Source organism: Enterobacter chuandaensis (assembly GCF_003594915.1).
Taxonomy (GTDB): Bacteria; Pseudomonadota; Gammaproteobacteria; order Enterobacterales; family Enterobacteriaceae; genus Enterobacter; species Enterobacter chuandaensis.
Window position 1 is genome coordinate 258,681 of the sequence record NZ_QZCS01000006.1, and the last position, 19,939, is coordinate 278,619.

Sequence of the window (19,939 nt, forward strand, 5' to 3'; positions counted from 1 at the left end):
ATCATTAACAAGTAAACAATTCATAAAAGATGTTTTTATAAACAACACGGTTTCCGTCAAAAAGTCTAACAGAAACCATTCAATTTTATTAACTATCTGATTTTAATAGAAACAAAAGTTAAAATGTAAATTTATTGTTATTCATATCACAAATTCTTCACTTCTGATTGCGAAATAAACAGCAAAAGCATAAAACCAGATCATTAACATATTAATGAAATGATAACCCGGACCACCGGGGTGAGGAGTAGATGAATGAAAGGTACCGTTTTTGCCGTGGCGCTGAACCATCAGAGCCAGCGAGAAGCCTGGGCTGAGGCATTTGAAAAAGCCCCTTACAACACGCCGCCAAAAACGCCGGTGTGGTTTATCAAGCCGCACAACACGGTAATTCGCGCAGGCGAACCGATCCCCTTCCCGCAGGGGGAAACGGTGTTAAGCGGCGCAACGGTAGCGCTGGTGGTCGGTAAAACCGCCAGCAGGGTGCGTGCAGAGGACGCCGCAGCGTACATCGCGGGATATGCGCTCGCCAACGAGGTGAGCCTGCCGGAAGAGAGCTTCTACCGCCCGGCCATCAAGGCTAAATGCCGCGATGGATTTTGCCCGCTCGGCGAGCTGGTGGCCGTTGATAACGTGGATAACCTGACCATCATCACCGAGATCAACGGCCGCGAAGCGGATCACTGGAACACCGCCGATCTGCAGCGCAGCGCCGCCGAACTGCTGAACGCCCTGAGCGAGTTCGCCACCCTCAATCCCGGCGATGCGATCCTGCTCGGCACGCCGCAAAATCGCGTGGAGATCCGCCCGGGCGATCGCGTGCGGATTCTGGCGGCAGGTTTCCCGCCGCTGGAAAACCCGGTGGTGAACGAGCGCGACGTCGCCCTTTTCCACCGCAAGCCTGAACACGCCACGCTGTTCGCCCTCGGTCTGAACTATGCCGATCACGCCAGCGAGCTGGACTTCAAGCCGCCCACCGAGCCGCTGGTGTTTATCAAAGCGCCGAACACCTTCAACGGCGACAACCAGACCTCGGTGCGCCCGAACAACGTTGAGTACATGCACTACGAGGCGGAGCTGGTGGTGGTCATCGGGAAGACCGCGCGCAAGGTCAGTGAAGCCGACGCGATGGAGTATGTTGCGGGCTACACGGTCTGCAACGACTACGCCATCCGCGACTACCTGGAAAACTACTACCGCCCGAACCTGCGGGTGAAAAGCCGCGACGGGCTAACGCCCATCAGCCCCAACATCGTGCCAAAAGAAGCCATCCCTGACCCGCACAACCTTCGTCTTCGCACCTTCGTTAACGGCGAGCTGCGTCAGGAAGGCACCACGGCAGATCTGATCTTCAGCATCCCGTTCCTGATTGCGTACCTGAGCGATTTTATGACCCTGCAGCCGGGCGACATGATTGCCACCGGCACGCCGAAAGGGCTGTCCGACGTTGTGCCGGGGGATGAAGTGGTGGTGGAAGTGGAAGGCGTGGGCCGCCAGGTCAACCGGATTGTCAGCGAGGAGACTGCAAAATGAAAAAGATTAACCACTGGATCAACGGTAAAAACGTCGCCGGAAGCGAGTACTTCCACACCACCAACCCGGCCTCCGGGGAGGTATTAGCGGAAGTCGCCTCCGGCGGTGAAGCCGAGGTTCATCAGGCGGTCGCCGCCGCCAAAGAGGCGTTTCCGAAATGGGCCAACCTGCCGATGAAGGAGCGCGCGCGCCTGATGCGTCGTCTGGGGGATCTTATCGACCAGAACGTGCCCGAGATCGCCGCCATGGAAACCGCCGATACCGGTCTGCCGATCCACCAGACCAAAAACGTGCTCATCCCGCGCGCCTCGCACAACTTCGAGTTCTTCGCCGAGGTGTGCCAGCAGATGAACGGCAAAACCTACCCGGTTGACGATAAGATGCTGAACTACACCCTGGTGCAGCCGGTGGGCGTCTGCGCGCTGGTGTCGCCGTGGAACGTGCCGTTTATGACCGCTACCTGGAAGGTCGCGCCGTGCCTGGCGCTGGGCAACACGGCGGTGCTGAAGATGTCTGAACTCTCCCCGCTGACCGCCGACCGTCTGGGCGAGCTGGCGCTGGAGGCGGGCATTCCGGCGGGCGTGCTGAACGTGGTGCAGGGCTACGGCGCAACGGCAGGCGACGCGCTGGTGCGCCATCACGACGTGCGCGCCGTCTCCTTCACCGGCGGCACCGCCACCGGGCGCAACATCATGAAAAACGCCGGGCTGAAGAAATACTCCATGGAGCTGGGCGGCAAATCCCCGGTGCTGATATTTGAAGATGCCGATATCGAGCGCGCGCTGGACGCCGCCCTGTTCACCATCTTCTCCATCAACGGCGAGCGCTGCACCGCGGGCTCGCGCATCTTCATCCAGCAGAGCATCTACCCGGAATTCGTTAAACGCTTCGCCGAGCGCGCCAACCGCCTGCGCGTGGGTGACCCGACCGATCCGAACACCCAGATTGGCGCGCTCATCAGCCAGCAGCACTGGGAGAAGGTCTCCGGCTATATCCGCCTCGGCATTGAAGAAGGCGCGACCCTGCTGGCGGGCGGCCCGGACAAGCCGACCGATCTCCCTGCACACCTGAAGGGCGGCAACTTCCTGCGGCCAACCGTACTGGCGGACGTCGACAACCGCATGCGTGTCGCGCAAGAGGAGATCTTCGGGCCGGTGGCCTGCCTGCTGCCGTTTAAGGACGAGGCGGAAGGCCTGCGCCTGGCGAACGACGTGGAGTACGGCCTGGCGTCGTACATCTGGACCCAGGACGTCAGCAAGGTGCTGCGCCTGGCGCGCAATATCGAAGCGGGCATGGTGTTCGTGAACACCCAGAACGTGCGCGACCTGCGACAGCCGTTTGGCGGCGTGAAGGCCTCCGGTACCGGCCGCGAGGGCGGCGAATACAGCTTTGAAGTGTTCGCGGAGATGAAGAACGTCTGCATCTCCATGGGCGACCATCCGATTCCAAAGTGGGGAGTCTGATCATGGGTAAATTAGCGTTAGCGGCAAAAATCACCCACGTCCCGTCGATGTACCTCTCCGAGCTGCCAGGTAAAAACCACGGCTGTCGGCAGTCAGCCATCGACGGGCATAAAGAGATCAGCAAGCGCTGCCGCGAGCTGGGCGTGGACACCATCATCGTGTTCGACACCCACTGGCTGGTGAACAGCGCGTACCACATCAACTGTGCGGACCATTTTTCAGGCGTCTACACCAGCAACGAGCTGCCGCACTTTATCCGCGACATGACCTACGACTACGACGGTAACCCGGAACTCGGCCAGCTGATTGCCGACGAGGCGGTGAAGCTCGGCGTCCGCGCCAAAGCGCACAACATCCCGAGCCTCAAGCTGGAGTACGGCACGCTGGTGCCGATGCGCTACATGAACGCGGATAAACACTTCAAAGTGGTCTCCATCTCGGCGTTCTGCACGGTTCACGACTTCGCCGACAGCCGCCGGCTGGGCGAGGCCATCGTCAGCGCCATCGAAAAATACGACGGCACCGTGGCGGTGCTCGCCAGCGGCTCGCTGTCGCACCGCTTTATCGACGACCAGCGCGCGGAGGAAGGGATGAACAGCTACACCCGCGAGTTTGACCGCCAGATGGACGAGCGCGTGGTGAAGCTGTGGCGCGAGGGGCAGTTCAAAGAGTTTTGCAGCATGCTGCCGGAGTACGCCGACTACTGTTACGGCGAGGGCAACATGCACGACACGGTGATGCTGCTGGGGATGCTCGGCTGGGACAAATACGACGGCAAGGTGGAGTTTCTCACCGAGCTGTTCGCCAGCTCCGGCACCGGCCAGGTTAACGCCGTCTTCCCGCTGCCCGCATAAGGAGCCACCATGCCGCACTTTATTGCTGAATGTACCGACAACATCCGCGAGCAGGCCGACCTGCCAGGTCTGTTCGCCAAAGTGAACGAGGCGCTCGCCGCTACGGGCATCTTCCCCATCGGGGGCATCCGCAGCCGCGCCCACTGGCTGGATACCTGGCAGATGGCCGACGGCAGGCACGATTACGCCTTTGTGCATATGACGCTGAAGATCGGCGCCGGGCGCAGCCTGGAGAGCCGGGAAGCGGTGGGCGAGATGCTGTTTGCGCTGATCAAAGCGCATTTTGCAGAGCTGATGGCGGAGCGCTATCTGGCGCTGTCTTTTGAGCTCGACGAGCTGCACCCGACGCTCAACTACAAACAAAACAACGTACACGCGTTGTTTAAGTAGACATCTTTTTCGCCCGGTGGCGCTTCGCTTACCGGGCCTACAACGGCTCGAACGTAGGCCGGGTAAGCGAAGCGCCACCCGGCAACAGCCGCACAAAGGATACGCCATGCTCGACAAACACACCCATACCCTGATCGCCCATCGCCTGCATCAGGCCGAACAGTCCCGGGAGCAGATCCGCGCGATCTCGCTGGAGTACCCGGAGATCACCATTGAAGACGCCTACGCCGTCCAACGCGAATGGGTCAGCCTGAAAATCGCCGAAGGCCGCGTGCTGAAGGGCCACAAGATTGGCCTCACCTCGAAAGCGATGCAGGCCAGCTCGCAGATCAGCGAGCCGGACTACGGCGCGCTGCTGGACGACATGTTCTTCCATGACGGCAGCGACATCCCCGTCGATCGCTTTATCGTCCCGCGCATCGAAGTAGAGCTGGCCTTCGTGCTGGCAAAACCGCTGCGCGGCCCGAACTGCACGATCTTCGACGTCTACAACGCCACGGACTACGTCATTCCCGCGCTGGAGCTGATCGACGCCCGCTGCCACAACGTTGATCCGGAAACCCAGCGCCCGCGCAAGGTCTTCGACACTATCTCCGATAACGCCGCCAACGCCGGGGTGATTCTCGGTGGGCGTCCGATTAAACCCGACGAGCTGGATCTGCGCTGGATCTCCGCCCTGCTCTACCGCAACGGCGTGATCGAAGAGACCGGCGTTGCCGCAGGCGTGCTTAACCACCCGGCGAACGGCGTGGCGTGGCTGGCGAACAAGCTGGCGCCGTACGACGTGCAGCTTGAGCCGGGGCAAATCATCCTCGGCGGCTCGTTTACCCGCCCGGTGCCCGCCAGCAGAGGCGACACCTTCCACGTCGACTACGGCAACATGGGCTCCATCAGCTGCCGCTTTGTTTAGGAGAGGACCATGCAAAACGCATTCAAAGCGGCGCTGCAGGCGGGCCGCCCGCAAATCGGTTTATGGCTGGGGCTGACCAGCAGCTACAGCGCCGAGCTGCTGGCGGGGGCAGGCTTCGACTGGCTGCTGATCGACGGCGAGCACGCGCCGAACAGTGTGCAAACCGTGTTAACCCAATTACAGGCCATCGCCCCTTATCCCAGCCAGCCGGTGGTACGCCCGTCGTGGAACGATCCGGTGCAGATCAAACAGCTGCTGGACGTGGGCGCGCAAACCCTGCTGGTGCCGATGGTGCAAAACGCCAACGAAGCGCGGCTGGCGGTGAGTGCCACCCGCTACCCGCCTGCGGGTATTCGCGGCGTCGGCAGTGCCCTGGCGCGCGCCTCACGCTGGAACCGCATCCCGGATTACCTGCAGCAGGCTAACGACGCTATGTGCGTGCTGGTGCAGATTGAAACCCGCGAGGCGCTGAAAAACCTGCCGCAGATCCTGGACGTGGAAGGCGTCGACGGCGTGTTTATCGGCCCGGCGGATCTGAGCGCCGACATGGGCTTTGCGGGTAACCCGCAGCACCCGGAAGTGCAGGCCGCCATCGAGCAGGCGATCGCGCAGATCCGTGCGGCGGGTAAAGCCCCCGGCATCCTGATGGCGAACGAACAGCTGGCGAAACGCTACCTTGAACTCGGCGCACGGTTTGTCGCCGTTGGCGTCGACACCACCCTGCTCGCCCGTAGCGCCGAAGCGCTGGCGGCGCGCTTTATCGAACAACCGGTTACGTCAGTAAATAACAATAAATCCGTCTACTAAACGTAAGATCTGGAGCGCAGCATGACGACCTCAACCCTGCAAGATAAGAAAGCTATAGAACATCGCGTGATCAACAAGCTGTTCCGTCGTTTGATCGTGTTTCTCTTTATCCTGTTCGTTTTTTCGTTTCTCGATCGCATCAACATCGGCTTTGCCGGGCTGACGATGGGCAAAGATCTGGGCCTCACGTCGACCATGTTTGGCCTCGCCGCGACGCTGTTTTACGTCACCTACGTGCTGTGCGGGATCCCGAGCAACATCATGCTGGCGAAGATCGGCGCACGCCGCTGGATCGCCGGGATCATGGTGGTGTGGGGCATCGCCTCCACCTGCACCATGTTCGCCACCAGCCCGGAAACCCTCTATGTGCTGCGAATGCTGGTGGGCATCGCCGAAGCCGGTTTCCTGCCGGGGATCCTGGTCTATCTTACCTGGTGGTTCCCGGCCTATCACCGCGCCCGCGCCAACGCGCTGTTTATGATCGCCATGCCGGTGACCATGATGCTCGGCTCGATCCTCTCCGGGTACATTCTGGCGATGGACGGGCTGTGGAACCTGAAAGGCTGGCAGTGGCTGTTCCTGCTGGAGGGGCTGCCGTCGGTGGTGCTCGGCGTGGTGACCTGGTTTTACCTCAACGACACGCCGGATCAGGCTACCTGGCTGGATGAAGACGAAAAGCAGGCGCTGAAAACGATGATCGCCCGCGAGCAGGAAATGGCCATTGCGCATGCCGTCACGCCGCGATCGACGCTGCGTGAGGTGCTTACGCCCGCCGTGCTGCTCTACACGCTGGCCTACTTCTGTCTGACCAATACGCTGAGTGCGATCAACATCTGGACGCCGCAGATCCTGCAAAGCTTCAACACCGGCAGCAGCAATATCGTGATTGGCCTGCTGGCGGCGATCCCGCAGTTTTGCACCATCCTCGGGATGATCTGGTGGAGTCGCCGCTCCGACAGGCTGAAAGAGCGAAAAAAGCACACCATCCTGCCGTACCTGTTTGCAGCGGCGGGATGGATGCTGGCCTCCGCGACCGATCACAGCCTGATCCAGTTGCTTGGCATCATCATGGCCTCAACCGGATCGTTTACCGCCATGGCGATATTCTGGACCACGCCGGACCAGGTTATTAGCCTGCAGTCCCGCGCGGTGGCGCTGGCGGTGATCAACGCCATCGGCAACGTCGGCTCTGCCGTCAGCCCGTTGCTGATTGGTATTCTGCGCGACGCCACCGGCAGCTTCAGCTCCGGGCTGTGGTTTGTGGCCGGGCTGCTGGTGGTGGGCGCGCTGGTGCTGACGCGCATTCCGATGACGCAGCGGGATCAACAGAGGAACGATCATGTGCCAGAGCCCCATCGCCAACATTGATATCCGCAAGGAGTACGACGAGAGTCTGGGCACCGACGATGTGCACTACCAGTCGTTTGCCCGCATGGCGGCCTTTTTTGGCCGCGACATGCAGGCGCATCGTCACGACCAGTATTTTTAGATGCACTTTCTCGATACCGGGCAGATTGAGCTCCAGCTCGACGATCACCGCTACTCGGTGCAGGCCCCGCTGTTCGTCCTCACGCCGCCGTCGGTGCCGCACGCGTTTATCACCGAATCCGACAGCGACGGGCACGTGCTGACGGTGCGCGAGGATCTGATCTGGCCGCTGCTGGAGGTGCTCTACCCCGGCACGCGGGAAGCGTTCGGCCTGCCGGGGATCTGCCTGTCGCTTGCCGACAAACCTGACGAGCTGACGGCGCTGAAGCACTACTGGCAGCTGATCGCCCGGGAATCCACGGAGCAGCTGCCGGGGCGCGAGCACACGCTGGTTCTGCTGGCGCAGGCGGTGTTTACCCTGCTGCTGCGCAACGCGAAGCTCGACGACCACGCGGCCAGCGGCATGCGCGGTGAGCTGAAGCTGTTCCAGCGCTTCAATCAGCTGATTGACGTGCATTACCACGAACACTGGACGGTGCCGGAATACGCCAGCGAGCTGCACCTCACCGAATCCCGCCTGACCGACATCTGCCGCCGCTTCGCCAACCGCCCGCCGAAGCGGCTGATCTTCGACCGCCAGCTGCGCGAGGCCAGACGCCTGCTGCTGTTTTCCGACAGCACAGTGAGCGAAATTGCCTGGCAGCTGGGGTTTAAAGATCCAGCCTATTTCGCCCGGTTTTTCAATCGTCTGACGGGCTGCTCGCCGAGTGCGTATCGGGCGCAGAAAGTACCGATTTCCTGAACACATCACGGTTCGTAGGGCGGGTAAGCGCAGCGCCACCCGCCGAAAACCCGCACAGATCACAAATCCCCTCACCACCCGAAAAGTACCCGCCGTTGTCCTAATCGTCCCTTCACGTTACGCCCCTCTCAGGCTTCAATTAAACAACAAAAACAAAACATAAATTTAACAACACTATTCCGATACGAGGTCCCTATGAAGCCTGAAGAGTTCCGCGCTGATGCCAAACGTCCGTTAACCGGTGAAGAGTATTTAAAAAGTCTGCAGGACGGCCGTGAGATTTATATCTACGGCGAGCGCGTTAAAGACGTCACCACCCATCCGGCGTTTCGCAACGCGGCGGCCTCCATCGCGCAGATGTACGACGCCCTGCACAAGCCGGACATGCAGGACACGCTGTGCTGGGGCACCGACACCGGCAGCGGCGGCTACACCCACAAGTTCTTCCGCGTGGCGAAAAGCGCCGACGATCTGCGCCAGCAGCGTGACGCCATCGCCGAGTGGTCGCGTCTGAGCTACGGCTGGATGGGCCGCACGCCGGACTACAAGGCCGCGTTCGGCTGCGCGCTCGGCGCTAATCCGGCCTTCTACGGCCAGTTCGAGCAGAACGCCCGTAACTGGTACACCCGCATCCAGGAAACCGGCCTGTACTTCAACCACGCCATCGTGAACCCGCCGATCGACCGCCACAAGCCGGCGGACGAGGTGAAGGACGTCTACATCAAGCTGGAGAAAGAGACCGATGCCGGGATTATCGTCAGCGGTGCGAAAGTCGTCGCAACCAACTCGGCGCTGACCCACTACAACATGATCGGCTTCGGCTCCGCGCAGGTGATGGGCGAAAACCCGGACTTCGCGCTGATGTTCGTCGCGCCGATGGATGCCGAAGGCGTGAAGCTGATCTCCCGCGCCTCTTACGAGATGGTGGCAGGCGCAACCGGCTCCCCGTATGACTACCCGCTCTCCAGCCGCTTCGACGAGAACGACGCGATTCTGGTGATGGATAACGTGCTGATCCCGTGGGAAAACGTGCTGATTTACCGCGATTTCGACCGCTGCCGTCGCTGGACGATGGAAGGCGGCTTTGCGCGGATGTACCCGCTGCAGGCCTGCGTGCGCCTGGCGGTGAAGCTCGACTTCATCACCGCCCTGCTGAAAAAATCCCTTGAGTGCACCGGCACCCTGGAGTTCCGCGGCGTGCAGGCGGATCTCGGCGAAGTGGTGGCCTGGCGCAATATGTTCTGGGCGCTGAGCGACTCCATGTGCTCCGAAGCCACCCCGTGGGTGAATGGCGCGTATCTGCCGGATCACGCGGCGCTGCAGACCTACCGCGTCATGGCCCCGATGGCCTACGCGAAGATCAAGAACATCATCGAGCGTAACGTCACCTCCGGGCTGATCTACCTGCCGTCCAGCGCCCGGGATCTGAACAACCCGCAGATCGATCAGTATCTGGCGAAGTACGTGCGCGGATCTAACGGTATGGATCACGTCGAACGCATCAAGATTTTAAAGCTGATGTGGGACGCCATCGGCAGCGAGTTTGGTGGCCGTCACGAGCTGTACGAAATCAACTACTCCGGCAGCCAGGATGAGATCCGCCTGCAGTGTCTGCGTCAGGCGCAAAGCTCCGGGAACATGGACAAGATGATGGCAATGGTCGACCGCTGCATGTCCGAGTACGACCAGCACGGCTGGACGGTACCGCACCTGCACAACAACACCGATATCAACATGCTGGATAAGCTGCTGAAATAGCGCAGCGGGAGGTTGCAATGCATTCAGATGAACAACGCCTGCGTTTTCGCGACGCAATGAGCAGCCTGTCGGCGGCGGTCAACGTGGTCACCACCGAGGGCGAGTCGGGCCGCTGCGGCATTACCGCTACCGCCGTCTGCTCGGTGACGGACACCCCACCGTCGGTGATGGTCTGCATCAACGCCAACAGCGCCATGAACCCGGTCTTTCAGGGCAACGGCAAGCTGTGCATCAACGTGCTGAACCACGAGCAGGAGATCATGGCCCGCCACTTCGCCGGGATGACGGGGATGGCCATGGAGGAGCGCTTTGCCCTCTCCTGCTGGCAGAAAGGCCCGCTGGGGCAGCCGGTGCTGAAAGGCGCGCTGGCGAGCCTCGAAGGCGAGATTAGCCAGGTACAAACCATCGGCACGCATCTGGTTTATCTTGTCGAAGTGAAAAACATCATTCTGAGCGACGCGGGACACGGCCTGATCTACTTCAAACGCCGTTTCCACCCGGTCATGATGGAGCTTGAAGCTACCGTTTAACGCCCTCCCGCGCTGGCCTTTTCCGGCCAGCGCCGCTTTCTGCAAAAACTCCTAAGGTTTCCGCTAAATCACGCCGTTATATAACCATAAGATAAATTTTGTGTGCCTGAATACTGACATCTCTGGTCAGGGCTACCCGCATGATTCAGCGCATACCTAATATACAGGAAGACCTTATGGCTAAAACGACGCGGAGCCGCTCGGCTGAACGTCTGGTCGATATTCTCCTTGAGCTACATTTACACGGTGTGGTGAACCGCAGTGCGTTAATGGAAAAATTTAAAATTACCGAGCGTACCGTCTACCGGGATTTAAATGCGCTCTCGCCCATTGTTGAACATACCGGTAATGGGCTATATCGGCTGATCCATTCGGCGCAATCTCCCGGCGGCCCAGGGTTACATCATACTCTGGCTAACTTTCTGAATGCTGACAATTTTTTCCCTGAAAGAAATACCGAATTTTGGCAAAAGCTGGAAACGCGCGTTGACGAAAACCATATTCTTATCCTCGGTAATGACGCAGAGCACACGGTACAGCGTGATATCCGCCGCCATTTAGCGAAAATTGAAAAATCAATTAAGAACCATAATGTCTGCCAGATTGTTTATAAGGGCAAAACCCGTCTGATTAATCCCTATAAACTCATTAACAAAAAAAACATATGGTATTTACAAGCTACCGAAAATAGCCGGTTGAAATCCTTTTCATTGAGTCAGATTAGCTGGTTTGATATTCAAAAAACCGTTTTTACCCCAGAAGAAAATGTGCGTGAACTGCTGGAAAAAAGCCTCGACCCGTGGGTGTCAGAAAATACTTTCACAGTGAAAATATTCATCAAAGATAATATTTCACATTACTTCCTGCGCCGCGATCTTCTGCCGGAACAGGAGCTGCTGGAGGAGCGGCGCGGCGGCGTCACGCTGCGCTGCCAGGCGGCACACGAAAATCAGATCCTGCCGCTGCTGTTCTACTGGCTGCCGAACATTCAGATTCTGGAACCGTACTGGCTGAAGGAGAAGCTCATAAAGACGCTGGAAAACTACCTGACGATGGAATGCAGCCCAGAAAACCACGTGATCTCAATCACATAATTTTCACCACCAGCGGCGGGCCTGAACCACTCGCCGCGTCCTTTGACCGCTCACCCGGCACTTTCAACCACTCACTCATTTACCGTCCTTTACACGCGCGCGGATCTGGCACGATCGCTCCAGCATTAATCAATACCTCCTCACAACGAACCCTGACCCTTTTTTCTTTACATAAAAAACCAGGTCTTACTATGGATACTAAAAAACTACTTAAGCACGTGCCCTGGGCCTTACTCGGGATCCTCGGCGCTTTTTGTCTGGCGATTGTCGCATTACGCCGGGGCGAACACGTAAGCGCCCTGTGGATCGTGGTCGCGTCGGTCTCCGTCTATCTTGTGGCTTATCGCTACTACAGCTTGTACATCGCGCAGAAGGTCATGAAGCTCGACCCGACGCGCGCCACCCCGGCGGTCATTAACAATGACGGTCTGAACTACGTGCCAACCAACCGCTACGTGCTGTTTGGTCACCACTTTGCCGCTATCGCCGGTGCTGGCCCGCTGGTTGGCCCGGTACTGGCCGCGCAAATGGGCTACCTGCCAGGTACGCTCTGGCTGCTGGCGGGCGTGGTGCTGGCGGGTGCGGTGCAGGACTTTATGGTGCTGTTTATCTCCTCGCGCCGTAACGGTTCGTCGCTGGGTGAGATGATCAAAGAAGAGATGGGCCGCGTGCCGGGCACTATCGCCCTCTTCGGCTGCTTCCTGATCATGATCATCATCCTCGCGGTGCTGGCGCTGATCGTGGTGAAAGCGCTGGCCGAAAGTCCGTGGGGCGTCTTCACCGTCTGTTCTACCGTACCGATTGCGCTGTTCATGGGCATCTATATGCGCTTCCTGCGCCCTGGCCGCGTGGGTGAAGTGTCGGTCATCGGTATCGTGCTGCTGGTCGCCTCCATCTACTTCGGCGGCGTGATTGCCCACGATCCGTACTGGGGCCCGGCGCTGACCTTTAAAGACACCACCATCACCTTCGCGCTGATCGGGTACGCGTTTATCTCTGCCCTGCTGCCGGTGTGGCTGATTCTGGCTCCGCGTGACTACCTGGCGACCTTCCTGAAAATCGGCGTCATCGTCGGGCTGGCGATCGGGATTGTGATCATCAACCCTGAGCTGAAAATGCCAGCGGTGACCCAGTACATCGACGGCACCGGTCCGCTGTGGAAAGGCGCCCTGTTCCCGTTCCTGTTTATTACCATCGCCTGCGGTGCCGTGTCTGGCTTCCACGCGCTGATCGCCTCCGGCACCACGCCGAAGCTGATGGCTAACGAAACCGACGCGCGCTTTATCGGTTACGGCGCAATGCTGATGGAGTCCTTCGTGGCGATCATGGCGCTGGTTGCGGCGTCGATTATCGAGCCGGGCCTGTATTTTGCGATGAACACGCCGCCAGCGGGTCTGGGCATCACCATGCCAAACCTGCATGAGATGGGCGGGGAAAATACCGCGCTGATTCTGGCGCAGCTGAAAGACGCCAGCGCACACGCGGCGGCGACCGTCAGCTCCTGGGGCTTCGTGATCTCGCCTGAGCAGATCATGCAGACCGCGAAAGACATCGGCGAACCGTCCGTGCTGAACCGCGCAGGTGGCGCACCGACGCTGGCCGTGGGTATTGCACACGTGTTCCACAAAGTGCTGCCGTGGGCGGACATGGGCTTCTGGTACCACTTCGGTATTCTGTTTGAAGCGCTGTTCATCCTCACCGCGCTGGATGCCGGTACCCGTGCGGGCCGCTTCATGCTGCAGGACCTGCTCGGTAACTTCGTGCCGTTCCTGAAGAAAACCGACTCTCTGGTGGCAGGCGTGCTCGGTACGGCTGGCTGCGTGGGCCTGTGGGGCTACCTGCTGTATCAGGGTGTAGTCGACCCGCTCGGCGGCGTGAAGAGCCTGTGGCCGCTGTTCGGTATCTCTAATCAGATGCTGGCCGCCGTTGCCCTGGTGCTCGGTACCGTCGTCCTCGTGAAGATGAAACGCACCAAATACATCTGGGTAACCGTCGTTCCTGCGCTGTGGCTGCTGCTCTGCACCACCTGGGCGCTGGGCCTGAAGCTGTTCAGCACCAACCCGCAGCTTGAAGGCTTCTTCTTCATGGCTAACCAGTACAAAGAGAAGATTGCCGCAGGCGGCGCGGATCTGACCGCGCAGCAGATTGCCAACATGAACCATATCGTGGTGAACAACTACACCAACGCGGGTCTGAGCATTCTGTTCCTGGTGGTGGTGTACAGCATTATCTTCTACGGCATCAAAACCTGGATGAAAGTGCGCAACACCGAAGGCCGTACGGATAAAGAAACCCCGTACGTGCCGGTACCGGAAGGCGGCGTGAAGACCTCTTCACACCACTAAAACAATGGCGGGTGGCGCTGCGCTGACCCGCCCTACAACGGTACTGTAGGCCCGGATCGCTGTGCGCTACCGGGCTTTTTCTTATCAGGACACGTTATGTTTGGTAATTTAGGCGAAGCAAAAAAATACCTCGGTCAGGCGGCGAAAATGCTGATTGGCATTCCGGACTATGACAACTACGTTGAGCATATGAAAACCAACCATCCGGATAAGCCGTACATGACCTACACTGAATTCTTCCGCGAGCGGCAGGAAGCGCGCTACGGCGGAAGTGGAGAAGGCGGCGTCCGCTGCTGCTAAAGGAGAAACCATGACCCCGATTGCCGTTACCCTGCTGACCGGTTTCCTCGGCGCTGGTAAAACAACCCTGCTGCGCCACATCCTGAATGAACAGCACGGCTTCAAAATCGCCGTCATCGAAAACGAATTTGGCGAAGTCTCCGTTGACGATCAATTAATCGGCGACCGCGCCACGCAGATCAAAACCCTGACCAACGGCTGCATCTGCTGCACCCGCTCTAACGAATTAGAAGACGCCCTGCTGGACCTGCTCGACAGCCACGACCGCGGTGACATCGACTTCGACCGCCTGGTGATCGAGTGCACCGGCATGGCCGACCCCGGCCCGATTATTCAGACCTTTTTCTCTCACGCGATCCTCTGCCAACGCTACCTGCTGGACGGCGTGATTGCCCTGGTCGACGCGGTCCACGCCGACGAGCAAATGAACCAGTTCACCATCGCCCAGTCCCAGGTAGGCTACGCCGACCGCATCCTGCTGACCAAAACCGACGTGGCGGGCGGAAGCGAAAAACTGCGCGAGCGCCTGACGCGCATCAACTCCCGCGCGCCGATTTACACGGTGACGCATGGCGACATAGATCTGTCCCAGCTATTTAACACCAACGGCTTTATGCTGGAGGAGAACGTCACCACGAAACCGCTCTTCCACTTTATGGGAGACAAGCAAAACGACGTGGCGTCGATTGTGGTGGAGCTGGACTACCCGGTGGACATCAGCGAAGTTTCGCGCGTGATGGAAAACCTGCTGCTGTCGTTTGCCGACAAGCTGCTGCGCTACAAAGGAATGCTGTGGATCGACGGTGAGCCAAACCGCCTGCTGTTCCAGGGCGTGCAGCGCCTGTACAGCGCCGACTGGGACAGACCGTGGGGCGATGAAGCGCCGCACAGCGTGATGGTGTTTATTGGTATCCAGCTGCCGGAAGAAGAAATCCGGGCAGCGTTCGTGGGTCTGAAAAAATAAACAATTGCTCCCTTATAATCCTGTAAGGGAGCGCGTTCCCCTAAAGCAAATTCCGCGCTTCACTCTTTCAGTTTGCAATATTGTCTGTTAATGTCCTTAACAATAATGAAATCCTGCTTAGATTAATATTCACGACAATATTAATTGCGCAGAGTTATTCTATTCATGAATTGGTAGGCATCACATGGCACTCATTATTCCCACAATCAGCAGCTGTAGCGAGAAAATCACGGCTGGAGAAAAAAGGCTGGCAAGAATCCTGGAAGGAGGCCTCAGCGAACAGTGTACCTGCTGGTATGACACCCGAATGGGCGATAATCAAGAGCATCCTGACTTTGTGATTCTCGCCCCCGAAAAAGGTTTGCTGTTTATAGAAGTCAAAGACTGGTTTATCACAAAAATAAAGTCGGCCAACAAAACGCATATTCACTATGAAACAAAAAACGGCGTTGAGCCGTTGAAAAACCCACTCGAACAAGTTCGACAATATACCTTTAACACCATTGACAGTCTGAAAAACGATCCTCTGCTTCGTCAACAACAAGGGGATTATGAAGGCAGCTTTATTATGCCGTATGGATACGGTGTTTATTTGAGCAACATCACCCGGGCACAGCTGGAAAAGGGTTTTACTCCCGAAGCGTTAGAAGAAATACTGCCCGCCAGCCAGGTGATTTGCAAAGATGAGCTGACCGAGTTTATGACCCGAGAACAAATCTCCGCCCGGCTCGAATCCCTCCTCAAACATCGCTTTATTCATCACACAACACCACAGCAACTCGACCGCATCCGATGGCATCTTTATCCCGATGTCCGCATTAACCCATCGGTCACGCGGGTTGACCTGGATAATTTTACGTTTCACACCCCTGATGTGGTATGCATGATGGACAGGAACCAGGAACAACTCGCCAGAAGTATGGGGACGGGACACCGGGTCATTCATGGTGTGGCAGGATCAGGCAAAACGCTCATTTTGTATCACCGCTGCATCGAGCTCGCCAACAATATAGAAAACACCAAACCGATACTGGTGATTTGCTACAACATTACGCTGGCCAAAAAGCTCAAAGCGCAGCTCGAACAGCACAGCCTGAGGCTTCCTGTCGAGGTTATCCATTTTCACGCCTGGTGTTATCAACAATTAAACGCGCATCGACGTCTTCCCCCCAGGAACAAAAACTTTATTGAGCTGATGGAAAATGCGCTGACGGTGGCATTTGAAGAGGGCATTATCAAACCGGAACAATACAGTGCCGTTTTGATAGATGAAGGACATGATTTTAAGCCGGAATGGCTAAGAATCCTCGCTAAGATGCCGGACGATAAAGATAGCTCCCTGCTTTTCCTCTACGATGACGCTCAGTCAATTTATCAGAAAAAGAAAGCTCTCGATTTTACCCTTTCCAGCGTCGATATAAAGGCGCAGGGCCGCACCACTATTCTGGATACCAATTATCGCAACACCCGGCAAATACTCCATTTTGCCAGCAGTATTGCTTTTAATTATCTCAATAATCACATTGAAGATTCCCTCAAATACCAGCTGCCCGCCGCAGGTGGACTGTCCGGAAACTATCCGGCGCTGGCAAGCTTTGATAATCAGGACGAGGAGATTACACGTGTTCTGGATTGGGTCACTGAGCAGCGACAACAGGGGGTTGCCTGGTCGGAAATCGCTATACTCTGCCCCTCAACTTACAGCATTTCGGGTATGCTCGGACCAAGGCTCGAAGCCCGCAAGATCCCCTACCAGATGATTGTCTCCAGCGATGATAAAAAACACTGGTCACCACAGAATGATTTCCTCTGCGTCATGCCGCTGCCAAGCAGTAAGGGTCTTGAATTTCAATCGGTCGCCATTATGGATGCCGCAAAGGAAAGGGATGAAGAAGATTTGAGCGACGATATTAAGCGACTGTATGTCGGATTTACCCGCGCGCGCCAGAATCTTCTGGTGACCATGCACGGAACCGGAAGTCTGCGCGATCATCTGGTCGAGACCTGGGAAAAGAGCGTTAAGACGGTCTAGCTGCCCAGTAAGCAGCGGACATCCCCTCTCCCCTTTGGGGAGAGGGTTAGGGTGAGGGGTAAGCCCTGGTATTATTTCACCGCCTCCGGCAGCGTCACAATCCACAGCTCGCTGTCCGACTCCGGCTTCTTCAGCGGCTTCACGCTGAGCGTGGTTTCCACCGGTTTATCATCCAGCGTCAGCGTGCCCTCCGCGTTCACCCGATAATCCTTGAGCTTTTTGCCCTCGACCGGGTGCTGCATCGCCACCTTCACGCCAAAGTCGTTATCGTTCGCCACCGCAAGCGTTTTGCTGTCGATTAGCGCCAGCCCTTCAGCCTTCTCCTGCTGCCAGCCCAGCGCGCGCAGATCGACAACCTGCGTTTTTGCAGCAAGGTCAATGCCGCGCTGCGCCAGGGTTTTCTCATCATCAAACTCCGGGTACTCGCCCGGCTTGTCGAAGGCGGTCAGGTCACTCGCCTTGCTGAGATCCACCTTGTAGATGAGGTTACGCATCGCGTCGTTTTTATCCTCACCCTGCTCAATTAGCAGGATGTGCTGGTCATCCAGCGCCACGATGTCGCCGATTTTGGCATCGCTGTTTTTATCGTAAGCCGCGCTGTCGATGGGGTAGCCGTACATGGCCGTTTTCCCGGTTGCCGGGTCGAAGCTCACCAGACGCGTAAACAGCGCCTGCTTTTTGCTCTTGCCGTCGATATCCAGCGTGCTTTGCACGGCGGCGATAATCCGCCCGTCCGGCATCCGGGTCAGGCCTTCAAAGCCCCGGTTCGGCTGGCGCCATTTGATAATGTTTGGCAGACCGCCCGCGATGGATTTTTCCCCTTCTGCCGCCTGCGGCCCGTGGATCGCCAGAATTTTCCCTTTGCTGTCGACGTTAATCAGGAACGGGCCATACTCGTCGCACAGCCAGTAGCCGCCTTTGCCGTCCGGGGTGATGCCTTCCGTGTCCAGCCCGCGGTTGTCACCTTTCAGGATCTTAAGGGTATCGCTGAACGCCACCTCATTGGTGGAGCCAATCACGCCGCTTTGCAGCGGCAGGCCGTTAATCTCGCCTTTATCATCATGCAACGGACGGGCGTCGACAGCCTCAGCTTTGCCGTTCTGGACGCGGATGGTCATCAGCAGCGGCGCGAAATCCGGCGTGACAAAAATTTTGGCTTCGTTTTTACCCATTTTTGGCGCATCTGCGTTTGGACCGCGATCGGTCACGGTTGCAAAGATCAGGGCATCGCCCTGCTTGCCCGTAAACAGCAGCCCGGAGCCAATCCCTACCGGGAGACCATTCGGAAACGCGCTGGCAAACGCGCCGCTGTATTTCACGTGTGAGCCGTCGGGGAAGCTGACGACATAGCGCTCAGCGGTGGGCTGCGCCGCCAGGCCAGAGAAAGAGAGCGCACAACCGATAAGCACAGGAATGATTTTTCTTTTCATATTGTTAGCATCCAGAAAGTGAAGCCCACAACGTAATGAACAAACGTGTCAGAAAAATGACATGGAAAGGAAACGCGGCCTGGCATCTGAGCGAATATTGACCACAAATATGTAAAAATTTGTTTTTTTATGTGATTTTAGAAATGGAATTGGAAATTATTAGAAAAATAATTAATGCATGTCAAATCACTTTCCCCGGCTCGTTCAGATTTCGTTTAGTCAAAAAAGTAAACTGTTCCTCAACGCCTGAAATTTGCGCATTGACACCCCCACAACCCAACTTCAGCGTTACAAATAAAAATAAAAAAATTAACAATTACAGCATGAAAAGTCGATTTGCATCACATTTGCAGTCATAAACATCGCTTGTTAAGGTGCCCTCAGATTAATTTGATGACGAGGCATGAAACATGAAAAAACTGAATATCCTTCTTCTTTCTGCGCTGACCGCCTTCTCGGGTTCCGCACTGGCAATGGGCGGCAGCGTTGAGCAGGGTAAAAACTTTACTAACCTCAACCTGGAAATGGGCAAATCCTCATCCGGTGTTTATCTCGAAAGCAACTGGCTGAAAAACACCGATGATGGTACCCAGACAGGTGGCGTGGGCGCAGGCTATAACCTGGGTCTTGGCCCGGTAATGCTGAACGCGGGCGCAAAGGCCATCTACATCGGCCCGAAAAAAGGCGATAACGGCGTGGCGTTCCCGATTGGCGGTGGCGTAAACGTTGCCCTGACCGACAGCATCCACGTTTACGGTGAAGGCTATGTGGCACCAGAAGGCCTGAACAACAGCGTGAAAAACTACGTGGAAGCCAACGGCGGCGTAAGCTGGACGCCGATTACGCCAGTAACCCTGAAAGTGGGCTACCGCCACGTAAGCGTGGACGGCAAAGACGGTCGTCCTGGCCACACGCTGATTGACGGCGCATATGTAGGCGGTGGAGTGACCTTCTGATGAAACACCGCATTACCGCGCTTTGCGTTCTGAGCCTCACGCTGATGCTCACCGGCTGCGTCCAGTACAAATGGGTAAAACCGGGCGTCAGCGACGCTGAGATGAATAAAAAGCTCACGGAATGCGAAGCGCAGGCGCTGATTGATTTGCCCCCGGACAACGTGGTGACCGGTTCGAGCTCCGAAAAAACGGACAAAAAGAACAAGAAAAAGGATATTTCCACGAGCTACACGGTTGAAGACGCGAATGAATATCGCCGGGATACGTTAGTCGACAGCTGCATGTTCAAAAGCGGCTGGGACAAGATCGAAGTCCAGTAATCAACTGAAAAAAAACCTGCCGA

The 19,939-nt window shown here is 57.3% G+C and carries 17 protein-coding genes and 1 pseudogene; 17 read left to right on the top strand and 1 reads right to left on the bottom strand.

Annotated elements, in window-relative coordinates; translation table 11 throughout:
- The first annotated feature begins 255 nt into the window (after positions 1–255).
- From hpaG to D5066_RS12475, 15 genes and pseudogenes are all read left to right on the top strand, one after another.
- A complete protein-coding gene (gene hpaG, locus D5066_RS12405; protein ID WP_119916100.1) occupies positions 256–1,533 on the top strand; it encodes a 4-hydroxyphenylacetate degradation bifunctional isomerase/decarboxylase in 1,278 nt (425 codons plus the stop codon).
- On the top strand, positions 1,530–2,996 hold the full coding sequence (gene hpaE, locus D5066_RS12410; protein ID WP_119916101.1) for a 5-carboxymethyl-2-hydroxymuconate semialdehyde dehydrogenase: 1,467 nt from the start codon (positions 1,530–1,532) through the stop codon (positions 2,994–2,996). Before hpaG ends, hpaE begins: the two co-directional genes overlap by 4 nt.
- Positions 2,997–2,998: 2 nt before the next feature.
- Positions 2,999–3,850, top strand: coding sequence for a 3,4-dihydroxyphenylacetate 2,3-dioxygenase (hpaD, locus tag D5066_RS12415; protein ID WP_024908288.1), 852 nt, complete (start codon positions 2,999–3,001; stop codon positions 3,848–3,850).
- 9 nt (positions 3,851–3,859) lie between these two features.
- The gene (locus D5066_RS12420; RefSeq protein ID WP_119916102.1) at positions 3,860–4,240 is read left to right on the top strand and encodes a 5-carboxymethyl-2-hydroxymuconate Delta-isomerase; all 381 of its coding nucleotides are present in this window, start codon (positions 3,860–3,862) and stop codon (positions 4,238–4,240) included.
- 106 nt (positions 4,241–4,346) lie between these two features.
- Positions 4,347–5,150 carry a 2-oxo-hept-4-ene-1,7-dioate hydratase gene (hpaH, locus tag D5066_RS12425; RefSeq protein ID WP_023305397.1) on the top strand — a complete coding sequence of 268 codons (804 nt, stop codon included), beginning with the start codon at positions 4,347–4,349 and terminating at the stop codon, positions 5,148–5,150.
- A gap of 9 nt (positions 5,151–5,159) precedes the next feature.
- A complete protein-coding gene (hpaI, locus tag D5066_RS12430) occupies positions 5,160–5,957 on the top strand; it encodes a 4-hydroxy-2-oxoheptanedioate aldolase (protein ID WP_119916103.1) in 798 nt (265 codons plus the stop codon).
- A gap of 21 nt (positions 5,958–5,978) precedes the next feature.
- Positions 5,979–7,325, top strand: coding sequence for a 4-hydroxyphenylacetate permease (gene hpaX / locus D5066_RS12435; protein WP_119916104.1), 1,347 nt, complete (start codon positions 5,979–5,981; stop codon positions 7,323–7,325).
- Positions 7,297–8,187: pseudogene (gene hpaA / locus D5066_RS12440) on the top strand (4-hydroxyphenylacetate catabolism regulatory protein HpaA). The gene hpaX and the pseudogene hpaA overlap by 29 nt, the downstream one beginning before the upstream one ends.
- Positions 8,188–8,382: 195 nt before the next feature.
- Positions 8,383–9,945: a 4-hydroxyphenylacetate 3-monooxygenase, oxygenase component gene (gene hpaB, locus D5066_RS12445; RefSeq protein WP_119916105.1), complete on the top strand. Its 1,563-nt coding sequence runs from the start codon at positions 8,383–8,385 to the stop codon at positions 9,943–9,945.
- Between the two features lie 17 nt (positions 9,946–9,962).
- Entirely contained in the window at positions 9,963–10,475 is a 513-nt protein-coding gene (locus D5066_RS12450) for a 4-hydroxyphenylacetate 3-monooxygenase reductase subunit (protein ID WP_119916106.1), read from the top strand.
- A 176-nt stretch (positions 10,476–10,651) separates the two neighbouring features.
- A complete protein-coding gene (locus D5066_RS12455; RefSeq protein ID WP_119916107.1) occupies positions 10,652–11,569 on the top strand; it encodes a helix-turn-helix transcriptional regulator in 918 nt (305 codons plus the stop codon).
- A gap of 191 nt (positions 11,570–11,760) precedes the next feature.
- Positions 11,761–13,914, top strand: a complete 2,154-nt coding sequence (locus D5066_RS12460) for a carbon starvation CstA family protein (protein WP_119916108.1) — start codon at positions 11,761–11,763, stop codon at positions 13,912–13,914.
- Between the two features lie 96 nt (positions 13,915–14,010).
- A complete protein-coding gene (locus tag D5066_RS12465; protein ID WP_003856610.1) occupies positions 14,011–14,214 on the top strand; it encodes a YbdD/YjiX family protein in 204 nt (67 codons plus the stop codon).
- 10 nt (positions 14,215–14,224) lie between these two features.
- Entirely contained in the window at positions 14,225–15,178 is a 954-nt protein-coding gene (gene yjiA / locus D5066_RS12470; RefSeq protein ID WP_119916109.1) for a GTPase, read from the top strand.
- Positions 15,179–15,362: 184 nt separating this feature from the next.
- Positions 15,363–17,210: a 3'-5' exonuclease gene (locus tag D5066_RS12475; protein ID WP_119916110.1), complete on the top strand. Its 1,848-nt coding sequence runs from the start codon at positions 15,363–15,365 to the stop codon at positions 17,208–17,210.
- A gap of 71 nt (positions 17,211–17,281) precedes the next feature.
- On the opposite strand, the gene D5066_RS12480 is transcribed toward D5066_RS12475, so the two are convergent.
- Entirely contained in the window at positions 17,282–18,640 is a 1,359-nt protein-coding gene (locus D5066_RS12480) for an esterase-like activity of phytase family protein (protein WP_133300910.1), read from the bottom strand.
- 410 nt (positions 18,641–19,050) lie between these two features.
- Between D5066_RS12480 and D5066_RS12485 the strand changes: the two genes are divergently transcribed.
- The gene (locus D5066_RS12485) at positions 19,051–19,596 is read left to right on the top strand and encodes a YfaZ family outer membrane protein (RefSeq protein WP_119916112.1); all 546 of its coding nucleotides are present in this window, start codon (positions 19,051–19,053) and stop codon (positions 19,594–19,596) included.
- Entirely contained in the window at positions 19,596–19,916 is a 321-nt protein-coding gene (locus tag D5066_RS12490) for a hypothetical protein (RefSeq protein ID WP_028015390.1), read from the top strand. The genes D5066_RS12485 and D5066_RS12490 overlap by 1 nt, the downstream gene beginning before the upstream one ends.
- The last annotated feature ends 23 nt before the right edge of the window (positions 19,917–19,939 follow it).

What these genes read in the sequence shown, in the direction of transcription:
- hpaG (WP_119916100.1), top strand. Translation starts at nt 256, where the DNA reads ATGAAAGGTACCGTTTTTGCCGTGGCGCTGAACCATCAGAGCCAGCGA.
- hpaE (WP_119916101.1), top strand. Translation starts at nt 1,530, where the DNA reads ATGAAAAAGATTAACCACTGGATCAACGGTAAAAACGTCGCCGGAAGC.
- hpaD (WP_024908288.1), top strand. Translation starts at nt 2,999, where the DNA reads ATGGGTAAATTAGCGTTAGCGGCAAAAATCACCCACGTCCCGTCGATG.
- D5066_RS12420 (WP_119916102.1), top strand. Translation starts at nt 3,860, where the DNA reads ATGCCGCACTTTATTGCTGAATGTACCGACAACATCCGCGAGCAGGCC.
- hpaH (WP_023305397.1), top strand. Translation starts at nt 4,347, where the DNA reads ATGCTCGACAAACACACCCATACCCTGATCGCCCATCGCCTGCATCAG.
- hpaI (WP_119916103.1), top strand. Translation starts at nt 5,160, where the DNA reads ATGCAAAACGCATTCAAAGCGGCGCTGCAGGCGGGCCGCCCGCAAATC.
- hpaX (WP_119916104.1), top strand. Translation starts at nt 5,979, where the DNA reads ATGACGACCTCAACCCTGCAAGATAAGAAAGCTATAGAACATCGCGTG.
- hpaB (WP_119916105.1), top strand. Translation starts at nt 8,383, where the DNA reads ATGAAGCCTGAAGAGTTCCGCGCTGATGCCAAACGTCCGTTAACCGGT.
- D5066_RS12450 (WP_119916106.1), top strand. Translation starts at nt 9,963, where the DNA reads ATGCATTCAGATGAACAACGCCTGCGTTTTCGCGACGCAATGAGCAGC.
- D5066_RS12455 (WP_119916107.1), top strand. Translation starts at nt 10,652, where the DNA reads ATGGCTAAAACGACGCGGAGCCGCTCGGCTGAACGTCTGGTCGATATT.
- D5066_RS12460 (WP_119916108.1), top strand. Translation starts at nt 11,761, where the DNA reads ATGGATACTAAAAAACTACTTAAGCACGTGCCCTGGGCCTTACTCGGG.
- D5066_RS12465 (WP_003856610.1), top strand. Translation starts at nt 14,011, where the DNA reads ATGTTTGGTAATTTAGGCGAAGCAAAAAAATACCTCGGTCAGGCGGCG.
- yjiA (WP_119916109.1), top strand. Translation starts at nt 14,225, where the DNA reads ATGACCCCGATTGCCGTTACCCTGCTGACCGGTTTCCTCGGCGCTGGT.
- D5066_RS12475 (WP_119916110.1), top strand. Translation starts at nt 15,363, where the DNA reads ATGGCACTCATTATTCCCACAATCAGCAGCTGTAGCGAGAAAATCACG.
- D5066_RS12480 (WP_133300910.1), bottom strand. Translation starts at nt 18,640, where the DNA reads ATGAAAAGAAAAATCATTCCTGTGCTTATCGGTTGTGCGCTCTCTTTC.
- D5066_RS12485 (WP_119916112.1), top strand. Translation starts at nt 19,051, where the DNA reads ATGAAAAAACTGAATATCCTTCTTCTTTCTGCGCTGACCGCCTTCTCG.
- D5066_RS12490 (WP_028015390.1), top strand. Translation starts at nt 19,596, where the DNA reads ATGAAACACCGCATTACCGCGCTTTGCGTTCTGAGCCTCACGCTGATG.